Here is an 18,922-nt window from a genome sequence, read left to right on the forward strand (position 1 = left end):
CTTTACGGCGCGGAAAACGAAACCAAGGCGGAGACGGTCATCCATCTCCGCCCTGCGCGTGATCAGGTGTAGCCCTTGCTCTTCTTCCACTCGGCTTCGAGCTCGAAGATGGTCTTCCAGTCGCCGGCCTTGACCTCGGGCACATAGGGCTCCTGCGGGATCGTGGTGCCCCAGCCGATGGCGTAGCCGACCAGGGTGTGGTCGTCACCGCGCATCGTCACGGTGCCGTCGGCGCCGAACGGGCACTTGATGGTGAGGCCCTTCAGGACTTCCGCGATCTTCTTGCCGTCGGCCGAGTTCGCCTTCTTCGCGGCTTCCGCCATCAGCATGATGGCGGTGGCGTTCTCCCACGACCAGTTGGTCGGGTACTCGTTGTACTTGGCCTTGTAGGCATCGCCCCAGGCCGCGTTCTCCGGCGTGGTCGGGAACGTCTTGATGTAGCGGTTGCCGGAGTGGATGCCCTTGGGCAGGTTCTTCACCACGGTGAGCGCGGTGTAGTCGGCCATGTTGACCGCGAACACCTCCATCTGGCCGAACATCGCGTAGATGTTGGCCTGGTCGATGTAGGAGGTGAGATCGCCGCCCCACAAGCAGGAATACAGCGCTTGCGGTTTGGCCAGCAGGATCTTGGTGACCACCTCGGTATAGTCAGGCTGAAACAACTTCGGCCAGGACTCGCTGATGATCTCGACCTCGGGCGCGAAGCGCTTCAGGTACAGCGTGAACTCCGCCGTGGTGTCGCGGCCATAGGCATAGTCGGGCGAGCAGGTCGCCCATTTCTTCAAGCCCTTCGCCTTGGCGATCGCTGCGGCATAACTGCCGCCGACGATGGAATCGTGCACGCCCTGGCGCGCGGTGCGGAACGCATTGGGAATGTGCTGCTTGGGGTCCGCGGTGAGCGACGAGGTCTCCGAATTGGTGTGGATGCAGAACACGCCGAGATCGCGCGCAACCTCGTGGACCGCGAAGGCGCCGGAGGAGGCTTCGGCGTCGATCATCAGCTCGCAGCCATCGGTGTTGACGAGCTCGCGCGCGACGCGGGCGGCTTCCTGCGGCTGGCCCTTGGAGTCGCGGATCACCATCTCGATCTGCCGGCCGGCAAGGCCGCCGGCGGCGTTGACTTTCTCGACCTCGAGCATCACCGCGTTGCGGGACGACGTGCCGAGCTGCGCGACACGACCTGACAGGATCGTCGGCATGCCGATCTTGATGGTCTTGGCTTGCGCACGCGCCACCCACGGCGCGGCAACACTCATCGCACCGGCGCCCATCAGCGCCAGTGTTGAACGGCGGCTGATGCCCGGCGTGCGGGTTCTCGTCATTTTCCCCTCCCTCTTTCGGGTCGGCGTTCCAGTCCCTTGTCGAAGATCGTCTCGTCTCCGTGTTCCCAAGGATTTCAGAGGCAGGGGGTGACGTCAAGCCAAAGATGAATTATGAGTCAGAATTCATCAAGGTAGGAAACGAGGCCGGCAATCGGCCCGAAACCGCAGAATGATCAACCTTTCGAGCTTCATCGCCTTTCATGCCCGGCGAACGCCGGACCGGCCCGCGCTGAAATATCGCGGCGAGGAGATCCCCTACGCGACGTTCGATGCGCGCATCCGGCAAGTGGCTGGCTGGCTCGCGTCGCAGGGCATCGGCGCCGGCGATGTCGTGGCGGTGCTGATGAAGAACAGCGCGGCGTTCCTGGAGCTGGTGTTCGCCACCAGCCATCTCGGCGCGGTGTTTCTGCCGATCAATTTTCGCCTCTCGCGCGACGAGGTCGGCTACATCGCCGGCAATGCCGGCGCGCGGCTATTGATCGTCGACGAGGAATTGGCTGCGAACGCAGCGGGCGCGAAGATCGTCGTGCTGAGCGAGGCCGCGCAGCAAAGCGTCACGCATCTCGCAGGCGATGCGTCGCCCGCGTCCATGCACGTCCGCGCGCGATCCGATCTGATGCGGCTGATGTACACGTCCGGCACGACCGACCGCCCCAAGGGCGTGGTGCTCTCGTACGATAATTTCTACTGGAAGTCGGCCGACCAGACGATCGCGCTCGGCCTCAGTGCCGAGACGCGCCTCCTCGTCGTCGGTCCGCTCTATCATGTCGGCGCCCTCGACCTGCCCGGCATCGCCGTGCTCTGGCATGGCGGCTTCATCCGCATCGAGCGCAACTTCGAACCTGAGACGGCGCTTGCGGCGATCGCCGAGGACAGGCTCAACGCCGCATGGTTCGCGCCTGTGATGACGACGGCAATGCTTACCTGCCCCACGCGCGATCGCTACGACGTCTCCAGCCTGAGATGGGCGATCGGCGGCGGCGAGAAGACGCCGGAGGTGCGCATCCGCGCGTTCTCGGAATTCTTCCGCAACGCGCGTTACATCGACGCCTATGGCCTCACCGAGACCGTCGGCGGCGACACTTTCATGGAGGCCGGTCGCGAGATCGAGAAGATCGGCTCGACCGGGCGCGCCATCGCCCATGTCGAGATCGAGATCCGCGACGAAGACGGCAAGGCGCTGCCGCCGAACGTCAATGGCGAGATCTGCCTGCGCGGCCCCAAGATCACGCGCGGCTATTGGAAGGATCCGGAGAAGACCACATCGGCCTTCTTCGGCGACTGGTTCCGCAGCGGCGATGTCGGCTATCTCGACGACGAGGGCTTCCTGTATCTGACCGACCGCAAGAAGGACATGATCATCTCCGGCGGCGAGAACATCGCCTCCTCCGAGGTCGAGCGCGTCATCTACGATCGGCCTGAGGTGCGCGAGGTCGCCGTCATCGGCCTGCGCGATCCGCGCTGGGGCGAGCGTCCGGTCGCGATCGTCGTGCTCGCTGAAGGCGCGAGCCTCGAGCTCCCTTCCCTCACCGAGCACTGCCGCGCGCGACTGGCGAGCTTCAAGGTACCGAAACAGCTGATCATCCGCGACAGCCTCCCCCGCAATCCCAGTGGCAAGATCCTCAAGCGCGTGCTGCGCGCCGAGCTGGAGACTCCTGAATGACGCAGACGAACGCGAACGCCAAGGTGACCAAGCTCAACCGCGTCGAGCGCAACGCCTGGACCAAGCAGAAGATCTTTGACGCCGCGACCAAGATCGTCGGCAAATATGGCTATGCCGAAGCCTCCGTCGCTCGCATCACCGAAGAGGCCGGCGTCGCGCAGGGCACCTTCTACAACCATTTCGAGAACCGGCAGGAGCTGCTCGACCAGCTGCTGCCGAAGATCGGCCTCGACATGGTCGAGTTCATCCGCGCCCGCACCGGCACGGCGGATGCGGCGCTGCAGGAAATTTCGCGCTTCTCCGCCTTCTTCGACTTCATCCGCGAAGTGCCGGAATTCCTGCGCATCCTCAACGAGGCCGAGTTCTTCGCGCCCACCGGCTACCAGAAGCACCTCGACAACATCTCGACTGCCTATGTCCGCATTCTGCGTCGCGCGCGAACGGCGGGCGCGATTCACGATTACAGCGACGAGGAATTCGAGGCCATCGTCCACATGCTGATGGGCTCGCGCGGCTATCTCAGCCGCCGCTACTCCTATTCGGACGGCGGCGTCACCGCCGTGCCCGACCACGTCATCTCCGCCTATCGCAAGCTGATGACGCGCGGCCTCTTCACTGCATCCGGAGATCAGGATACGCCATGAACATCGCATCTCCACACAAGCCGCTCGACCTCGCCTCGGCGATTGCCGAAGCCGACATCCGCTGCCTGCTGATGGTGCTGGTGCACATGACGGGCGACGAGAAATGGCTCGAGCCGCCGTACCTGCCCAAGCGCGACATCCGCCTCATCCCCGACCCCGAGGCCGGCGTGCGCCGCGAGATCCAGGACGAGATCTGTGCCGCGGTGGTGACGCTCTTTGCCGGTGGCACGCCAAAACCTGTCATTACCGATCCCGGCGAGGAGCTGCTGCTCAGGATGATGCGCGCCTGCCTCGGCGAGAACGTCGCGCCGGAATATGCGCCGCTGATGCGCGAGGAGATGGGCTTTGTGCCGCGCGAGGCGCGCTGGACCAAGAGGCCTGCCGACGAGAAGCTTGCAGAGCGGCGCGTGCTGATCGTCGGCGGCGGCGTCTGCGCCATCGCGCTGGGCGTCGCGCTTGGCCATCTCAGCATCCCCTACACCATCGTCGAGAAAAACGGCGAGCTCGGCGGCACCTGGTGGATCAACCGCTATCCCGGCTGCGGCGTCGACACGCCGAACCACTCCTATTCCTACTCGTTCGGCTCGGGCAATGCATGGACGCGCTATTTCTGCCAGCGCGAGGAGCTGCTCGGCTATCTGCTCAAGGTGGCCGACGAATACGGCATCCGCAAGCATCTGCGCGTCAACACCGAGCTGACCTCGTCGCGCTGGGACGAGAGCAAGAAGCGCTGGATATCCACGCTGAAGACGAAAGACGGCGAAGAGATCTTCGAATCCACCGCGCTGGTCAGCGCGATCGGCCAGCTCAATGATCCCTCCCGTGCGCACTTCCAGGGCGAAGACACCTTCAAGGGCACGATCCTGCATTCGGCGCTGTGGTCCAGCGACATCAATGTCGACGGCAAGCATGTCGCCGTAATCGGCACCGGCGCGACCTCGATGCAGCTGGTGCCGTCGATCGCCGGCCGCGTCGCGTCAGTCACGGTCTATCAACGCAGCGCGCAATGGGCGCGGCCGGTGAAGGGCTATTCCGACCCGATCACCGAGGGCGCGCGCTGGCTGCTGGCGCATCTGCCGTTCTATGTGCAGTGGTATCGCTTCAACATGTTCTGGCGCTATGGCGACGGCCTGCTGCCGTTCCTGCGCAAGGACCCGGCCTGGCCGCATCCCGAGCGCGCCGTCAACAAGGGTAATGACCGGCACCGCCAGGAGCTGACCGATTTCATCCTGTCCGAACTGCAGGGACGGCCGGACCTGATCGAGAAATGCGTTCCGACCTATCCGCCCTACGGCAAACGCATCCTGCTCGACAACAACTGGTTCAAGACCTTGAGGCGGGACAATGTCGAGCTCGTCACCGATACGATCGACCGTTTCGACGAGAGCGGCATCATCACCGCCGACGGCAAGCACCGCCCCGCCGACATCATCGTCGTCGCCACCGGCTTCAAGGTGACGGAGATGGCCGCGCGCCTCAACATCAGCGGCCGCGGCGGCAAGGATTTGCGACAGGCCTGGGCCAACGACAATCCGACCGCGTTCCTCGGCCTCACCGTGCCTGATTTTCCCAACTTCTTCTGCATGCTCGGCCCGAACTCGGGTCCTGCCCATGGCGGCAGCGTCATCTTCCAGTCGGAATGCCAGAGCCGCTACATCTCCGCCTGTCTCGCCGAGATGATCGAGCGCGATATCGCCGCCATCGACGTTCGCCCCGACGTGCTCGGCGATTACGTCCGCAAGGTCGACGTCGAGCACGAGGCCATGATCTGGACCCATCCGGGCATGAGCACTTACTACCGCAACTCAAGTGGCCGCGTGTTTTCGGCCATGCCGTGGCGGTTCGTGGACTATTGGCGCATGACGCATGACCCCGATTTGGGGCAATATAGGCTGACGAAGGCGTAGACTGCAGGGAGTGCCCAATGCCGAAGCCGATCGTCCGCGTCTACACTGATTACAAGAGTCCCTACGCGTTCGTGGCCAACAAGCGCCTCTTCGAACTTGAACAGACGCATGGGGTCGAGCTCGAATGGCTGCCCTACACGCTGCGCATCGCCGAGTTCATGGGCAAGGTCGAGGAGCGCACGCCGCATTTCTGGCGCAAGGTGCGCTACGCCTATATGGACGCGCGGCGCTATGCCAATGCGCAAGGGCTCGTCATGAAGGGCCCGCGGCGAATCTACGACGCCTTCTATTCGAGTGTCGGCATGCTGTTCGCGCAACGGCACGGCTTCTTCCGCGCCTACCACGACACGGTATTCCGTAAATTCTGGAGCCATGAGCTCGAGATCGACGATCTCGCCGCAATTACCGAAATCATCACCTCGTGCGGTGGCTCGCCCAGCGAGTTCGAAGCCTACGTCAATGGCCCTGCCCGCGCCGAGCACGATCGCATCATCGACGAGGCCGAGGCACTTGGTGTGTTCGGCGTGCCGACCATGGTGTTCAACGGCGAGCTGTTCTGGGGCGGCGACCGCATCGACATGCTGATCGAACGCATCGAGAAGCCCGAGACGATCGCGGCCGCGCTCGGCAGCCGCCACCGCAAGCCAGATTGAGAGCTGCCCTAAGCCGCGAGCCCGCTCTCCACCGGAGCAAACTCGAGTCCGAGGCTCTCCGCCACCGCCTTGTTGGTGATGCGGCCGCGATGCACGTTCAGCCCATTGCGCAGATGCGGATTCTCCAGCACCGCGGCAAAGCCCTTGCTCGCGAGCATCAGGCCGAACGGCAGCGTCGCGTTGTTCAGCGCCTGGCTGGAGGTCACCGGCACCGCGCCCGGCATGTTGGCGACGCAGTAGTGCACGACGCCGTCGACCTCGTAGGTCGGATCGGTGTGCGTGGTCGGATGCGAGGTCTCGAAGCAGCCGCCCTGGTCGATCGCGACGTCGACCAGCACCGCACCCGGCTTCATGGATTTCAGCATCGCGCGCGTGACGAGCTTCGGCGCGCTGGCACCCGGCACCAGCACGGCGCCGATCACGACGTCGGCGGCGAACACCTCGTCCTCGACCGCCTCGATGGTCGAAAAGCGGGTGCGGACTCGCCCGAGAAAGACGTCATCCAGCTGGCGCAGGCGTGGAATTGAGCGATCGATCACCGTGACTTCGGCGCCAAGACCCGCAGCCATGCGCGCGGCCTGCGTTCCGACCACACCGCCGCCGAGCACGACGAGGCGCGCCGGCTGCACACCGGGCACGCCGCCCAGCAGCAGTCCGCGACCGCCCGCGGATCGCTTGAGCGCGGCGCCAGCGGCCTCGATCGCGAGGCGGCCGGCGACTTCGCTCATCGGCGCCAGCAAGGGGAGCTGACCGGCCGCGTCGGTGACGGTTTCATAGGCGATCGCGGTGCAACCGGAAGCGAGCAGCCCCTTGGCCTGCTCCGGATCCGGCGCGAGGTGGAGATAAGTAAACAGGATCTGGCCTTCGCGCAGCTGGGCCCATTCGCTCTTCTGCGGCTCCTTCACCTTCACGATCATGTCGCATGCGGCGAAGATGTCGCGCGCGCTCGCGGCGATGGTGGCCCCTGCCCGCTCATACACCTCGTCGGACGCGCCGATGCCGCTGCCGGCGCCGGTCTCGACCGTGACCTGATGTCCGGCCGCGACATATTCACGGACCGCGCCCGGGGTGAGCCCGACGCGATATTCCTGCACCTTGATCTCCTTGGGCACACCGACGCGCATCTTGAGCTCCTCGCCAACGCATTGATTCCGTTGTTGATCGTAGCGACGGGGCCGGTTTGGTTTCGTGCAAATATCCGCTAGGTTTGCCACATGCGCGCCGGTTTCCGGCGCGGAAGCGCCCTTTCACGCCGGAAACAAAACCTTGGCCCTCGACCGGAAAGATCTCGCCATCCTCGCGGAACTCACCACCAATGCGCGAGCCAGCCACACCGAGCTCGCCAACAAGGTCGGGCTATCCAGCACCGCGCTGGCGCGGCGGCAGAAGGCGCTGGAGGACGACGGCTACATCCAGGCCTACCAGGCCGCGCTCGATCTCAACCAGTTCGGCCTCACCACCACCGTGCTGGTCCGCATCGCACTGGAGAGCCAGAGCGACGAGGCGCTGAAGGCGTTCGAGGCCGAGGTGGTGAAATGCCCCTCCGTCGTGCGCTGCTTCCTGATGTCGGGCACCGACGACTACATCCTGATCGTGCTCGCCCGCGACATCCAGGATTTCGAGCGCATCCATCGCACCGAGTTGTCGCGCCTGCCGCGCGTCGCGCGGGTGCAATCGAGCTTTGCGCTCCGCGAAATCGTCAACCGCGCCGTGCCGACGGTGGTGTTCGGCGAGGCGAAGCGGTAGCTCTTTTCCCTTTCCCGTTCTTAGGGGCTGGCACGGCAGACGCAGTGAATTGGGGTTCGCGGAGAGTTTCCCCTCTACGCAATCCGCGCCGGCCCCCTCGCTGTCATAGAACTGTCATCGAATGTGCAGAGACCTGTCGGTCTCGCACATTCGGGACACGCCATGGACTATTTCAAGCGCTTCAACTTCCTGTTCGCCGCACCTGCGTTCGACGCCGACGACCTCGAGGGTCTCCGCTTCAACCAGATCATCGAGGAGATCCAGCGCTCCGGCTTCGAGGTGGTCCGGGCCCGCAAGCTGGAAGACGCCGAGATCGCGGTGCAGACCGACGCCGCGATCGGCTGCATGGTGGTGGACTGGGGCAAGAAGGGCCTGGAAGGCAGGACCTCGGCCCTGATCAACCTGATGCGGCGCCGCGGCCTCGACTTCCCGATCATCCTCCTGATCCGGCGCAAGCGCTTCGAGGACCTGCCGGTCGAGGTGCTCGACTTCATCGACGGCTATGTCTTTCTCTCCGAGGAGACGCCGACCTTCATCGCCAAGAACCTGATCAGCCGGCTCAAGCAATATGCCGAGACGCTGAAGACGCCCTTCTTCGGCGCCCTCGTCGACTATGCCGAGGAAGGCAACCAGCTCTGGACCTGCCCGGGTCACAACGGCGGCGTGTTCTACAACCGCAGCCCGATCGGCCGGGTCTTCGTCGAGCATCTCGGCGAATCCGTGTTCCGCGACGACCTCGACAATTCCGTGCTCGATCTCGGCGACCTCCTCACCCATGAGGGGCCGGCGCTGAAGGCGCAGAAGGAAGCCGCGCAGATCTTCGGCGCGGAGAAAACCTATTTCGTGCTCAACGGCACCTCGACCTCGAACAAGGTCGCGCTCGGCGCCCTCGTCACCGACGGCGACCTCGTGCTGTTCGACCGCAACAACCACAAGGCCGCCCATCACGGCGCACTGATGATCAATGGCGGCATCCCGGTCTATGTCCCGACCGTCCGCAACGCCTGGGGCCTGATCGGCCCGATGCGGTGGGACATGCTCGACGAGAAGGCCCTGCGCGAGGCGATCCGCAACCATCCACTGGTGACCGACAGGGACGCCTGGCGCAAGGAGCGGCCGTTCCGCGTCGCCGTGGTCGAGCAGTGCACCTATGACGGCTCGATCCACAGCGCCGAGATGATCCTGAAGCGCATCGGCCATCTCTGCGAATACATACTGTTCGACGAGGCCTGGGCCGGCTTCATGAAATTCCACCCGCTCTATGCCGGCCGATTCGCCATGGGCCTCACCAACCTTCCGCCCGAGGCGCCCGGCATCATCGCGACGCAGTCGACCCACAAGCAGCTCGCGAGCTTCTCGCAGGCCTCGCAGATCCACATCAAGGACCGCCACATCCGCGGCCAGAAGCGGCGCGTCGAGCACCGTCGTTTCAACGAAAGCTTCATGCAGCACGCCTCGACCTCGCCGTTCTACCCGCTGTTCGCCTCGCTCGACGTCGGCGCGCAGATGATGAAGGGTCGCTCCGGCGAGGTACTCTGGGACGACACGATCCGCCTCGGCATCGAGCTGCGCAAGAAAGTCCGCGCGATGCGCCGGGAGTTCGAGGAGAAGGAGCAGAATCCGGACCGGCGCTGGTTCTTCGAACCCTTCGTGCCGGATCGCGTGGCCATCCCCGACGTGAGCCGGCCCGGCGCCGCGCATAACGTCGCCTGGGAGTCCCTCTCCACCGACGAGCTCGCCACCAATCCCGCGCTCTGGCAGCTCTCGCCCGATACAAACTGGCACGGCTTCCCCAATCTCGCTGAAGGCTTCGCCATCACCGACCCGAACAAGCTGACGCTGCTGACCCCCGGCTTCGACCGCGCGACCGGTGCCTATGCCGAGCACGGCATCCCCGCGCCCGTCGTCGCGCAATATCTGCGCGAGAACCGCATCGTCCCCGAGAAGAACGACCTCAACTCCCTGCTCTTCCTGCTCACGCCCGGCGTCGAGGCGAGCAAGGCCGGCACCCTGATCTCCGGCCTTGTCGCCTTCAAGAAGCTGCATGACGACAATGCACTGCTGGCCGACGTCATCCCGGAGTTCTACCAGCGGCGGCAGGTGCGCTATTCCGGCGTGCGGCTGCGCGATCTCTGCGCCGACATGCACCGCTTCTTCCGCGCCGCCGACGTCAGCGCGCTCCAGGCCCGGCAGTTCATGCCCGAACACATGCCCGAGATCGCGATGTCGCCCCGCGATGCCGCGCGCTATCTGTTCAAGAACGACGTCGACTATCTGCCGATCGAGGCGATCGCGGGCCGCATCGCCACCACGCCCTTCGTGGTCTACCCGCCCGGCATCGCCACCATCGTGCCCGGCGAGCGGCTGACGGAACGGGCCAAACCCATGGTGGATTATCTCAAGATGTTCGAGACCTGCTTCAACACGTTTCCAGGCTTCGATGTGGAAATCCAGGGCGTCTACAAGGAGATCGATGCGCAGGGACGTATCGGGCTCTATACTTACGTCGTTGCCGAGTAGGTGCCGATGAACGAAACAGCTGTGCGCGCAAGTGACGAGCCTGTCCTGGTCAGGCCGTCACGCGAGAGCGATGTCGAGGCGATGCTGGCGATCTACCGCCATCACGTCCGCAACGGCGTGCCGCGCGACGTCGAGGGAACCGGCGCGCCGGAGCCGGACGATTTGCGCGACCGTCGCAAGAATTTGAAGCAGACCCGCCTGCCGCACCTGGTCGCGACCTGGCGCGGCGAGGTCGTCGGCTATGCCTATGCGGTGCTGTTTCGCAAGCGGCCGGCCTATCGCTACACCGCCAAGCACTCGATCTATGTCCACCACGAGCATCTCGGCCGCGGGGTCGGACGGCTCTTGCTCGGCGAATTGATCGACGCCTGCGCTGCCGCCGGCTTCCGCCAGATGATCGGCTATATCGATGCCGACAACGCGCCCTCGCTGGCGCTGCACGAAAAATTCGGCTTCGCGCGCGCCGGCCTGCTCTGCGGCGTCGCCTATCGCCACGGCCATTGGTCCGACACCGTCATGGTGCAGCGCTCGCTCGGCGCGGGCGCAACCTCTCCGCCGTCGCTCACGGCACCCGGACGCTAAACCTCAGGACGGATAGTCAGCCGGTCTGACCTGGATGCGGTCGGCATGCAGCGACCAGTGAAGCAACGCCTGGTCCTTGCAAAACTTTGCTTTCGCCCGTTCTTTGGCTTCGTTCTCATCGCAGGCGTCGACCTCGAGGGTGCCCTGGCAAACCTCGATTTCCCGGCCGTGGCCGAGCACGTCCTTCATGAACCTCACGACATAAGTGGACATGGAACCTCCTGCCTACCCCGGCGGCACTCTAATCCCATTTAGGCCGGATAGGGGAAGGAGATTTTGACGCGGATCAAGGTCGGCGACGGTTCCCGCCGCCAAAGGGAGGCTTCGAAACGATCCGTCAGCAATCACGTCTTGATATCGAGGAGCGTGTCTTCCGTCTCGGCGTAGGCTTGAATGACCTTCGCGTTGGCAATGAAGCTGTACTTTGCTGTCGCCAGCTGAGCGAACTCATTGGCGAGATCGACATTCGGTGCGGCGACCAGGCCATCCTGGTTAGCGAAGGGAGCGCTCGGGTCGGATTGCGCGGTATAGCTTGGCGAAACCGCCGACACGGTCGCGATCGTACCGCCGGGCGCCGAGCCGCTCGATTGGGAGACCTGATCGACGCGCAGCGGCACATAAGCGGTAGGATACGTCGGAGCAATGCCCGAGCTGGCCGCTGTGCTCGGTCCGCCTGATGCTGGAAGCGGCCCGGTCGTGTTGACGTTGGCGATATTGCTGGCGGCCACGTTCACGCGCAGGCTCGCCGCAGAAAGTCCGGATGTCGCAATCGAGAGTATGCTCATGCCCCCTGATCTACAGCACAAGTCATACGTGTTCATTCACCGCATCGGTAAAATCCGCCGCTTTCTGTTTTCAGCCTCGTAACCAACGATCGGAGCCCGATCAGACTTCGCGCGCGTTCCCTACCTCGGCGTCACGCCAAAAGCCTGCTTGAAGCGCTCGGCATAGCGCGGCCAGACTTCGGGATTGATGATGCGAGGCGGGCGCTTGCCGTCGAGCGTCTCGAGCACCTGCTCGGCGGCGATGCGGCCCATGTTCTGACGCGCCTCGATGGTGACGCCGGCGGTGTGCGGGCTTGCCAGCACATTGTCCAATTGGAGCAGAGGATGCTCCGGCGGCGGCGGCTCCTTGGACCAGACGTCGAGGCCGGCGCCGGCAATGCGCTTGTCGCGCAAGGCCTGGAGCAGCGCATCCTCATCGTGGATGAAGCCGCGCGCCGTGGTGATGAAATAGGCGTGCGGCTGCATCAGCGCGAATTCGCGCGTGCTGATCATGTTGCGGCTGCGCTTGTCCAGCGGGCAGGAGATCGAGACGAAATCGGCGCGGCGCAGGAGCTCGTCGAGCTCGACCTTCTCCCCGCCCCGCTCGGCCATCACCTCGGCCGATAAATACGGGTCGTAGGCCAGCACCTTCATGCCGAGCAGGCCCTTGCACAGCGCGGCAATCCTCTTGCCGACATTGCCGAGACCGATGATGCCGACGGTTTTGTGCTCGATCTCGTTGCCGACGAGCTCGTTGCGGTTGACGTTGGACTCCCTGCGGAGCCTGCGGTCGGACTGGATGATGCGCTTGGACAAGGTCAGCATCATCGCCAGCGCGTGCTCGGCAACGGAATGGGCGTTGCCGCCGGACTGGTTGACGACCAGGACACCCGCATCCGTGCAGGCCTCGACGTCGACCGGATCGAAGCCGGCGCCATTGCTGGAGACGAGCAGGAGGTTCGGCGTGCGCTTCAGGAGGGCGGCGTCGACATGGAAGTGCGGAGCCAGTTCGTCGCGGGCCGCGCCGATCTGGTAGACATGGGCTGCGCTCAGGATCGGCGCGTAAAAGTCCTCGGGGCTTTCGTTCTCGATGCGATCGAGCCGGACGTCGGGCCGCGCCTTCAGGATGTCGATATAGATCGGATTGGCCAGATACTTGACGTAGAAGACGCGCTTGCTGTTGACCGACATCGGTATCCTTCCGGCTCTCTCGTGGAGACCCGCAAGACCAGCGCAATCTGTGCCCCGTCCATGCGTCCCTCCCGTCTCTCATTGTCGCCGCTTATGCCATGGCGGTGCCGGCGACAGCAGGCCGTCTGGCGCAGATCACGGTGCCGACCCGGACATGTTGACAATCCCGCTGCCTGCGTCAAGTTCGGCAGACCGCCGCGACGGCCGGAACCAAGAAGCATGCGCGGCTCGAGGGAGAACGCAATGGCGACTGCAGAACAGCAGGCCCAGGCAGCACAGGGGTCCAGCGACAAGAGCTGGCACGGCATCATCCTGCAGACCCTGAAGCGGAACGAGATCAGCCTCATCCCTTACGTGCCCGACCGCGTGCTGACGCCGCTGATCAAGAATTTGCACGCCGATCCCTTCTTCACGACCTTCGCCACCGCCCGCGAGGAGGAGGCCGTCGGCATCGTCTCCGGTGCCTGGATGGGCGGACGACGCGGCGCGGTGCTGATGCAGACCTCAGGCTTCGCCACGCTCGCCAACGTACTCGCTTCGCTCGCGGTACCCTACCAGATCCCGCTGATCATGTTCGTGTCCGAGCGCGGCACGCTCGGCGAGTTCAATTACGGCCAGTCGCTGGTCTGCCGCACCATGCGCCCGGTTCTGGATTCGCTCGCGCTGGAGCACCACACCATCACCCGGCTCGACGAGCTCGAATTCATCGCCGACCGCTCGATCAAGCAGGCCGTCACGACGCAGGCGCCGGTGGCGCTGATCCTCAACCCGCTGCTCACCGGCGGCAAGGTTTTCGACAAGTGAGTGCGGCCATGGACAATCGCAATACCAAGGTCATGAACCGCTTCGACGTCACCTCGCGCCTGATCGCAAAGCTCAAGCGCGAGGAAGCCGTGATCGGCGGCATCGGCAACACCAATTTCGATCTCTGGGCCGCCGGCCATCGCCCGCAGAATTTCTACATGCTGGGCAGCATGGGCCTCGCCTTCCCGATCGCGCTTGGCGTCGCGCTGGCGCAGCCAGACCGCCGCGTCTTCGCACTCGAAGGCGACGGCTCGCTGTTGATGCAGCTCGGCGCGCTCTCGACCATTGCGGCGTTGAAGCCGAAGAACCTCATCATGATCGTGATGGATAACGGCATCTACCAGATCACCGGCGCGCAACCGACGCCGGCTGCGAGTGTGGCCGACATCGTCGGCATCGCCACCGCTTCGGGGCTAGCCAACAGCGCCTGGGCCGCAGACGAGGACGATTTCGAGCGCCTGGTCGACGAGGCAATGTCCCGCTCCGAGCCCAGCCTGATTGCGGTGCGCATCGACGACAAGCCGGGGGTTGGCACCACCCGGCGCGACCCCGTGCAGATCCGGGAGCGCTTCATGCACGGCCTCGGCGTGCGCGAGCCACTTTAACGTTCCGTCATTAACTACACGGCGATCTGATCCATATCCGGTAACAGGCCGTTGCAAATCCGTGCTATCGGCGCCGGATGTCCATCCTTGTTCGCCTGTTCGCCTGGCTTCTTGCGGCCGCCGTCGCCTTTGCGACCCTGGGACCGCCGCCCCTGCGGCCGCACTCCGACCTCGGGCAGGACGGCGAGCATGGCCTCGCCTTCGTCCTGGTCGGGCTGGCCTTTGGCGTCGGTTACAGGAACCGCCGCGGAGCCGTTACCGCTATCGCAGTGGCCCTGATCGGCGTGCTCGAACTGATGCAGTTGTGGGCACCGGGACGGCATGCACGGCTTGAAGATTTCCTGGTCGATGCCGGCGCGGCCTGCATCGGCTCTGCCCTCGCCGCCGCAGCCGATTGGGCGCTCGCGCGCCTTCGCGCTGGTCCCACCCTGACAAGCCAAGGCCCCGCGGAGTGATGCTCCGCAGGGCCCGATCTTCACAGCCTACGCTTTGATCAATCGATGATCTTGACCACGCGGCGCGTGCGCGGCTCGACGATCACGCGGCGATCGTTCACGACCGCGTAGCGATACTCGGTGTAGTTCGGCACCGGGCGCAGCACCACGGTCGGGGGCAGCGGTTCGCCGACCACGACGCGCTCATGGATCACGACAGAGTCATCGCGGGGGATTCCGCCCAGCACTGCATTCGGAATTTCGAGACCGGCGCCGACGGCCGCGCCGACGGTGCCGCCGACCATCGCGCCGACCGGTCCGCCGATGTCGCCGCCCGCACGCGCGCCGTCCCTGGCGCCCTGTTCGGTCGTCGACTGGGCAAAGGCTGCGCTAGACGCCAGCAGCGACGCGGCAGCCAACGAAATCGCAAGACGGGTCTTCATGTCCACACTCTCCAGTGTTGTTGTGCGCCTTCAACCGCGGGGCCGGAGCATTGTTCCGGTTCCGCCGCGACGAAAGAAGCATCAAATCTGCAGAGTGTTACCGCGTAACAGTTCAGGCCGCGGCGATCTCGTGGCCTGCCATCAGTTCCAGCGCCCGCACCATCGCGGAGTGATCCCAGGCCTTGCCGCCATGGGCGGTGCAGGACGAGAACAATTGCTGCGCCACCGCCGTGCTCGGCAGCGACAGGCCGAGCGAGCGCGCGCCTTCCAGCGCGAGGCTGAGATCCTTCTGATGCAGCTCGATGCGGAAGCCGGGCTCGAAATTGCGCTTCACCATGCGCTCGCCATGCACTTCGAGTATCCGCGACGAGGCGAAACCGCCCATCAGCGCCTTGCGCACCAGTGCCGGATCGGCACCGGCTTTCGATGCGAACAGCAGCGCCTCGCTCACCGCCTCGATCGTCAGCGCGACGATGATCTGGTTGGCGACCTTGGTGGTCTGGCCATCGCCATTGGCGCCGACATGGGTGACGTTCTTGCCCATCTTGTCGAACACGCCCTTCATGGTGTTGAAGGCGCGCTCGGGACCGCCGACCATGATGGTGAGGCTCGCAGCCTTCGCCCCGACCTCACCGCCCGACACCGGCGCGTCGAGATAGTCCGCGCCGAGCGCCTCGATCTTCTTCGCGAACTCCTTGGTCGCCAGCGGCGAGATCGAGCTCATGTCGACGACGATCTTGCCTTTGGAGATGCCAGCCGCGACGCCGTCCTTGCCGAACAGCACGGCCTCCACATGCGGCGTATCCGGCACCATGATGATGACCGCATCCGCCTCCTCCGCGACCTGCTTTGCTGATTTGCAGGCGACGCCGCCCGCAGAAATCAGCTCAGGCGCGACCGGCGCGACGTCGTGCAGCAGAACGCGATGACCCGCAGCCAGAAGGTGGCCGGCCATCGGCCGTCCCATGGTGCCAAGTCCGATAAAGCCGATGTCGATCATGTCCAGATTTCCTCAGGTCTCAAAAGTCTGCGCGGCGTGCCAGGACAGGCCTTCCAGCGTCGTGGTGCGCGGCTTGTATTCGCAGCCGATCCAGCCGCGATAGCCGATCGCGTCGAGGTGGCGGAACAGGAAGGGATAGTTGATCTCGCCGGTGCCGGGCTCGTGGCGGCCGGGATTGTCGGCGAGCTGGATGTGCGCGATCTGCGGCAGATATTCCTGCATGGTGCGGGCGAGATCGCCCTCCATGATCTGCATGTGATAGATGTCGTACTGGATGAACAGATTGTTCGACCGCACTTCTGAGATCAGCTGCACCGCCTGCTCGGTGCCGTTGAGATAGAAGCCGGGAATGTCGAGCGTATTGATCGGCTCGACCAGCAGCTTGATGTTCTCCCGCGCCAGCGTCGAGGCGGCGAAGCGCAGGTTTCCGACCAGCGTCTCCTGAAGCTCGCGCGGATCGGCGTCGACAGGCGCGATGCCGACGAGGCAGTTGAGCTGGTCGCAATCGAGCGCCTTGGCATAGTCGATGGCGCGGAACACGCCATCGCGGAATTCACTGACGCGATCGGGCAGGATTGCGATGCCGCGCTCGCCGGCCGCCCAATTGCCGGCGGGGAGATTGTGCAACACCTGGGTCAGACCATGCGCTTCGAGCTGCTCGCGGAGCTGCGCCTTGTCGAAATCATAGGGGAAGAGATATTCGACCCCGGCAAAGCCGGCCGCCTTCGCCGCGGCAAAGCGGTCGATGAACGGCATCTCGTTGAAGAGCATGGTGAGGTTGGCGGCAAATTTCGGCATGATGCTCTCCCCTATTCCGCCGGCTGCAACACGCCAGGCTGCTTGGTTCCGACCTCGTCGAGCGGCAGATCCAGCACCTCCTCGAACTCGACGATGTTGTCGATCTCGGTGCCCATCGCGATGTTGGTGACACGTTCGAGGATGAACTCGACCACCACGGGCACGCGGTGCTTCGCCATCAGCTCGCGCGCGGTCGCGAACGCAGCCTGCGTGTCCTTCGGGTCCGTGACGCGGATCGCCTTGCAGCCGAGGCCTTCGGCCACCGCGACATGGTCGACGCCGTAGACGCCGATCTCGGGCGCGTTGATGTTCTCGAACGAGAGCTGGACGTGATAGTCCATGTCGAAGCCACGCTGGGCCTGACGGATCAGGCCGAGATAGGAATTGTTCACGACGACGTGGATGTAGGGCAGATTGAACTGCGCCCCGACCGCGAGCTCCTCGATCAGGAACTGGAAGTCGTAATCGCCCGAGAGCGCGACGATCTCCCGCTCGGGGCACGCCGCACGCACGCCGAGTGCCGCCGGCAGCGTCCAGCCGAGCGGCCCCGCCTGTCCGGCATTGATCCAGTTGCGCGGCTTGTAGACGCCGAGGAACTGCGCGCCGGCGATCTGGGACAGGCCGATCACGGTGACATAGGTGGTATCGCGGCCGAACGCCTTGTTCATCTCCTCATAGACGCGCTGCGGCTTGATCGGCACGTTGTCGAAATGGCTCTTGCGCAGCATGGTCTTCTTGCGATCGCGGCAGGCCGCGGGCCACGCCTGGCGCTCGCGGAGCCTGCCTGACCGGCGCCACTCCCTGGCGACGGTGACGAAGAGTTCGAGCGCAGCCTTGGCGTCCGAGACGATGCCGAGATCGGGATTGAACACCCGCCCGATCTGGGTCGGCTCGATGTCGACATGCACGAATTTGCGGCCCTTGGTGTAGGTCTCGACCGAGCCGGTGTGACGGTTGGCCCAGCGATTGCCTATGCCGAGCACGAAGTCGGATTCGAGCAGCGTCGCATTGCCGTAGCGGTGGCTGGTCTGGAGGCCGACCATGCCGGCCATCAGCACGTGATCGTCGGGGATCGCGCCCCACCCCATCAGGGTCGGCACGACCGGCACGTTGGCGATCTCGGCGAACTCAACCAACAGGTCGGACGCGTCGGCATTAATGATGCCGCCGCCCGCCACGATCAGCGGCCGCTCGGCCGCGTTGAGCATCTCAAGCGCCTTCTCGACCTGCTTGCGGGTCGCGGTCGGCTTGTAGACCGGCAACGGCTCGTAGGTCTCGTCGTCGAACTCGATCTCGGCGAGCTGGACGTCGAGCGGCATGTCGATCAGCACCGGTCCCGGCCGGCCCGAGCGCATCACATGAAACGCCTGGCTGAACACGCGCGGCACCAGCGCCGGCTCGCGCACCGTCACAGCCCACTTCGTCACCGGCTTTGCGATCGACTCGATGTCGACGGCCTGAAAGTCTTCCTTGTAGAGCCGCGCGCGCGGCGCCTGGCCGGTGATGCAGAGGATCGGGATGGAATCGGCAATCGCCGAATAAAGCCCGGTGATCATGTCGGTGCCGGCCGGCCCCGAGGTGCCGATGCAGACGCCGATATTGCCGGCCTTGGCGCGGGTATAGCCCTCCGCCATGTGCGAGGCACCCTCGACATGGCGCGCCAGGATGTGGCGGATCGAGCCGCGCTTCTTCAGCGCCGAGTAAAGCGGATTGATCGCCGCCCCGGGAACACCGAAGGCAGTCGAGATGCCTTCCTTCTCCAGGATACGCACGGCAGCATCGACGGCTCGCATCTTCGCCATATCGGACCTCGCTTTGGCTTAAGTCAGCGAGCGAGATCATTGAG

The 18,922-nt window shown here is 64.6% G+C and carries 19 protein-coding genes; 10 read left to right on the top strand and 9 right to left on the bottom strand.

The features are described 5' to 3' along the window. Nucleotides 1-62 precede the first annotated feature (62 nt). Nucleotides 63-1,322, bottom strand: a complete 1,260-nt coding sequence (locus AAFG16_RS32855; protein ID WP_342731976.1) for an ABC transporter substrate-binding protein — start codon at nt 1,320-1,322, stop codon at nt 63-65. A 169-nt stretch (nt 1,323-1,491) separates the two neighbouring features. Between AAFG16_RS32855 and AAFG16_RS32860 the strand changes: the two genes are divergently transcribed. The 4 genes from AAFG16_RS32860 to AAFG16_RS32875 are packed head-to-tail and all read left to right on the top strand — an operon-like array spanning nt 1,492 to nt 6,189. Continuing rightward, nucleotides 1,492-2,985 carry an AMP-binding protein gene (locus AAFG16_RS32860; RefSeq protein WP_342731978.1) on the top strand — a complete coding sequence of 498 codons (1,494 nt, stop codon included), beginning with the start codon at nt 1,492-1,494 and terminating at the stop codon, nt 2,983-2,985. Beyond that, nucleotides 2,982-3,629 carry a TetR/AcrR family transcriptional regulator gene (locus AAFG16_RS32865; RefSeq protein ID WP_342731980.1) on the top strand — a complete coding sequence of 216 codons (648 nt, stop codon included), beginning with the start codon at nt 2,982-2,984 and terminating at the stop codon, nt 3,627-3,629. Before AAFG16_RS32860 ends, AAFG16_RS32865 begins: the two co-directional genes overlap by 4 nt. Next, nucleotides 3,626-5,536: an NAD(P)/FAD-dependent oxidoreductase gene (locus AAFG16_RS32870; RefSeq protein ID WP_342731982.1), complete on the top strand. Its 1,911-nt coding sequence runs from the start codon at nt 3,626-3,628 to the stop codon at nt 5,534-5,536. Before AAFG16_RS32865 ends, AAFG16_RS32870 begins: the two co-directional genes overlap by 4 nt. 17 nt (nt 5,537-5,553) lie before the next feature. Then, nucleotides 5,554-6,189 (top strand): DsbA family protein, encoded by a 636-nt coding sequence (locus tag AAFG16_RS32875; RefSeq protein WP_342731984.1) that lies wholly within the window; start codon nt 5,554-5,556, stop codon nt 6,187-6,189. An 8-nt stretch (nt 6,190-6,197) separates the two neighbouring features. Here AAFG16_RS32875 and ald read toward each other — a convergent pair whose 3' ends face one another. After that, a complete protein-coding gene (gene ald, locus AAFG16_RS32880) occupies nt 6,198-7,313 on the bottom strand; it encodes an alanine dehydrogenase (RefSeq protein WP_342731986.1) in 1,116 nt (371 codons plus the stop codon). A 142-nt stretch (nt 7,314-7,455) separates the two neighbouring features. Here ald and AAFG16_RS32885 point away from each other — a divergent pair, with 142 nt between their 5' ends. The 3 genes from AAFG16_RS32885 to AAFG16_RS32895 all read left to right on the top strand — a co-directional run bounded on the left by AAFG16_RS32885 (nt 7,456) and on the right by AAFG16_RS32895 (nt 11,037). Then, entirely contained in the window at nt 7,456-7,935 is a 480-nt protein-coding gene (locus tag AAFG16_RS32885; RefSeq protein WP_027558885.1) for an Lrp/AsnC family transcriptional regulator, read from the top strand. Nucleotides 7,936-8,097: 162 nt separating this feature from the next. After that, on the top strand, nt 8,098-10,455 hold the full coding sequence (locus tag AAFG16_RS32890) for an Orn/Lys/Arg decarboxylase N-terminal domain-containing protein (protein ID WP_342731991.1): 2,358 nt from the start codon (nt 8,098-8,100) through the stop codon (nt 10,453-10,455). Nucleotides 10,456-10,461: 6 nt separating this feature from the next. Further along, nucleotides 10,462-11,037 (top strand): N-acetyltransferase family protein, encoded by a 576-nt coding sequence (locus tag AAFG16_RS32895; protein WP_342731993.1) that lies wholly within the window; start codon nt 10,462-10,464, stop codon nt 11,035-11,037. 3 nt (nt 11,038-11,040) lie between these two features. Here the strand turns inward: AAFG16_RS32895 and AAFG16_RS32900 are convergent, their stop codons facing one another. The 3 genes from AAFG16_RS32900 to AAFG16_RS32910 form a co-directional block, all read right to left on the bottom strand. Then, entirely contained in the window at nt 11,041-11,250 is a 210-nt protein-coding gene (locus tag AAFG16_RS32900; RefSeq protein ID WP_283080623.1) for a hypothetical protein, read from the bottom strand. A gap of 131 nt (nt 11,251-11,381) precedes the next feature. Continuing rightward, on the bottom strand, nt 11,382-11,822 hold the full coding sequence (locus AAFG16_RS32905; protein ID WP_283087025.1) for a flagellar basal body protein: 441 nt from the start codon (nt 11,820-11,822) through the stop codon (nt 11,382-11,384). A 120-nt stretch (nt 11,823-11,942) separates the two neighbouring features. Then, nucleotides 11,943-12,992 (bottom strand): hydroxyacid dehydrogenase, encoded by a 1,050-nt coding sequence (locus tag AAFG16_RS32910; RefSeq protein WP_342731996.1) that lies wholly within the window; start codon nt 12,990-12,992, stop codon nt 11,943-11,945. Nucleotides 12,993-13,235: 243 nt separating this feature from the next. On the opposite strand from AAFG16_RS32910, the gene AAFG16_RS32915 reads away from it, so the two are divergent. From AAFG16_RS32915 to AAFG16_RS32925, 3 genes are all read left to right on the top strand, one after another. After that, on the top strand, nt 13,236-13,796 hold the full coding sequence (locus AAFG16_RS32915; RefSeq protein WP_342731998.1) for a decarboxylase: 561 nt from the start codon (nt 13,236-13,238) through the stop codon (nt 13,794-13,796). 8 nt (nt 13,797-13,804) lie between these two features. Beyond that, entirely contained in the window at nt 13,805-14,401 is a 597-nt protein-coding gene (locus AAFG16_RS32920; protein WP_342732000.1) for a thiamine pyrophosphate-dependent enzyme, read from the top strand. A 77-nt stretch (nt 14,402-14,478) separates the two neighbouring features. Continuing rightward, nucleotides 14,479-14,856: a VanZ family protein gene (locus AAFG16_RS32925; protein ID WP_342732002.1), complete on the top strand. Its 378-nt coding sequence runs from the start codon at nt 14,479-14,481 to the stop codon at nt 14,854-14,856. Nucleotides 14,857-14,894: 38 nt separating this feature from the next. On the opposite strand, the gene AAFG16_RS32930 is transcribed toward AAFG16_RS32925, so the two are convergent. The 4 genes from AAFG16_RS32930 to gcl form a co-directional block, all read right to left on the bottom strand. Further along, nucleotides 14,895-15,278, bottom strand: a complete 384-nt coding sequence (locus tag AAFG16_RS32930; RefSeq protein ID WP_283080628.1) for a DUF1236 domain-containing protein — start codon at nt 15,276-15,278, stop codon at nt 14,895-14,897. Nucleotides 15,279-15,390: 112 nt separating this feature from the next. Next, nucleotides 15,391-16,278: a 2-hydroxy-3-oxopropionate reductase gene (locus AAFG16_RS32935; RefSeq protein WP_342732005.1), complete on the bottom strand. Its 888-nt coding sequence runs from the start codon at nt 16,276-16,278 to the stop codon at nt 15,391-15,393. A 12-nt stretch (nt 16,279-16,290) separates the two neighbouring features. Beyond that, the gene (hyi, locus tag AAFG16_RS32940; RefSeq protein ID WP_342732007.1) at nt 16,291-17,076 is read right to left on the bottom strand and encodes a hydroxypyruvate isomerase; all 786 of its coding nucleotides are present in this window, start codon (nt 17,074-17,076) and stop codon (nt 16,291-16,293) included. 11 nt (nt 17,077-17,087) lie between these two features. Beyond that, a complete protein-coding gene (gene gcl / locus AAFG16_RS32945; protein WP_283080631.1) occupies nt 17,088-18,878 on the bottom strand; it encodes a glyoxylate carboligase in 1,791 nt (596 codons plus the stop codon). Nucleotides 18,879-18,922 lie beyond the last annotated feature (44 nt).

The organism is Bradyrhizobium sp. B117 (genome assembly GCF_038969555.1).
GTDB lineage: Bacteria > Pseudomonadota > Alphaproteobacteria > Rhizobiales > Xanthobacteraceae > Bradyrhizobium.

Excerpts from the sequence above, each read along its gene's own strand:
- AAFG16_RS32905 (WP_283087025.1), bottom strand. The coding sequence starts at position 11,822 with ATGAGCATACTCTCGATTGCGACATCCGGACTTTCTGCGGCGAGCCTG.
- AAFG16_RS32875 (WP_342731984.1), top strand. The coding sequence starts at position 5,554 with ATGCCGAAGCCGATCGTCCGCGTCTACACTGATTACAAGAGTCCCTAC.
- AAFG16_RS32900 (WP_283080623.1), bottom strand. The coding sequence starts at position 11,250 with ATGTCCACTTATGTCGTGAGGTTCATGAAGGACGTGCTCGGCCACGGC.
- AAFG16_RS32935 (WP_342732005.1), bottom strand. The coding sequence starts at position 16,278 with ATGATCGACATCGGCTTTATCGGACTTGGCACCATGGGACGGCCGATG.
- gcl (WP_283080631.1), bottom strand. The coding sequence starts at position 18,878 with ATGGCGAAGATGCGAGCCGTCGATGCTGCCGTGCGTATCCTGGAGAAG.
- AAFG16_RS32920 (WP_342732000.1), top strand. The coding sequence starts at position 13,805 with ATGGACAATCGCAATACCAAGGTCATGAACCGCTTCGACGTCACCTCG.
- AAFG16_RS32895 (WP_342731993.1), top strand. The coding sequence starts at position 10,462 with ATGAACGAAACAGCTGTGCGCGCAAGTGACGAGCCTGTCCTGGTCAGG.
- AAFG16_RS32930 (WP_283080628.1), bottom strand. The coding sequence starts at position 15,278 with ATGAAGACCCGTCTTGCGATTTCGTTGGCTGCCGCGTCGCTGCTGGCG.
- AAFG16_RS32860 (WP_342731978.1), top strand. The coding sequence starts at position 1,492 with ATGATCAACCTTTCGAGCTTCATCGCCTTTCATGCCCGGCGAACGCCG.
- AAFG16_RS32865 (WP_342731980.1), top strand. The coding sequence starts at position 2,982 with ATGACGCAGACGAACGCGAACGCCAAGGTGACCAAGCTCAACCGCGTC.
- AAFG16_RS32915 (WP_342731998.1), top strand. The coding sequence starts at position 13,236 with ATGGCGACTGCAGAACAGCAGGCCCAGGCAGCACAGGGGTCCAGCGAC.
- AAFG16_RS32855 (WP_342731976.1), bottom strand. The coding sequence starts at position 1,322 with ATGACGAGAACCCGCACGCCGGGCATCAGCCGCCGTTCAACACTGGCG.
- AAFG16_RS32870 (WP_342731982.1), top strand. The coding sequence starts at position 3,626 with ATGAACATCGCATCTCCACACAAGCCGCTCGACCTCGCCTCGGCGATT.
- AAFG16_RS32890 (WP_342731991.1), top strand. The coding sequence starts at position 8,098 with ATGGACTATTTCAAGCGCTTCAACTTCCTGTTCGCCGCACCTGCGTTC.
- AAFG16_RS32910 (WP_342731996.1), bottom strand. The coding sequence starts at position 12,992 with ATGTCGGTCAACAGCAAGCGCGTCTTCTACGTCAAGTATCTGGCCAAT.
- AAFG16_RS32925 (WP_342732002.1), top strand. The coding sequence starts at position 14,479 with ATGTCCATCCTTGTTCGCCTGTTCGCCTGGCTTCTTGCGGCCGCCGTC.
- hyi (WP_342732007.1), bottom strand. The coding sequence starts at position 17,076 with ATGCCGAAATTTGCCGCCAACCTCACCATGCTCTTCAACGAGATGCCG.
- ald (WP_342731986.1), bottom strand. The coding sequence starts at position 7,313 with ATGCGCGTCGGTGTGCCCAAGGAGATCAAGGTGCAGGAATATCGCGTC.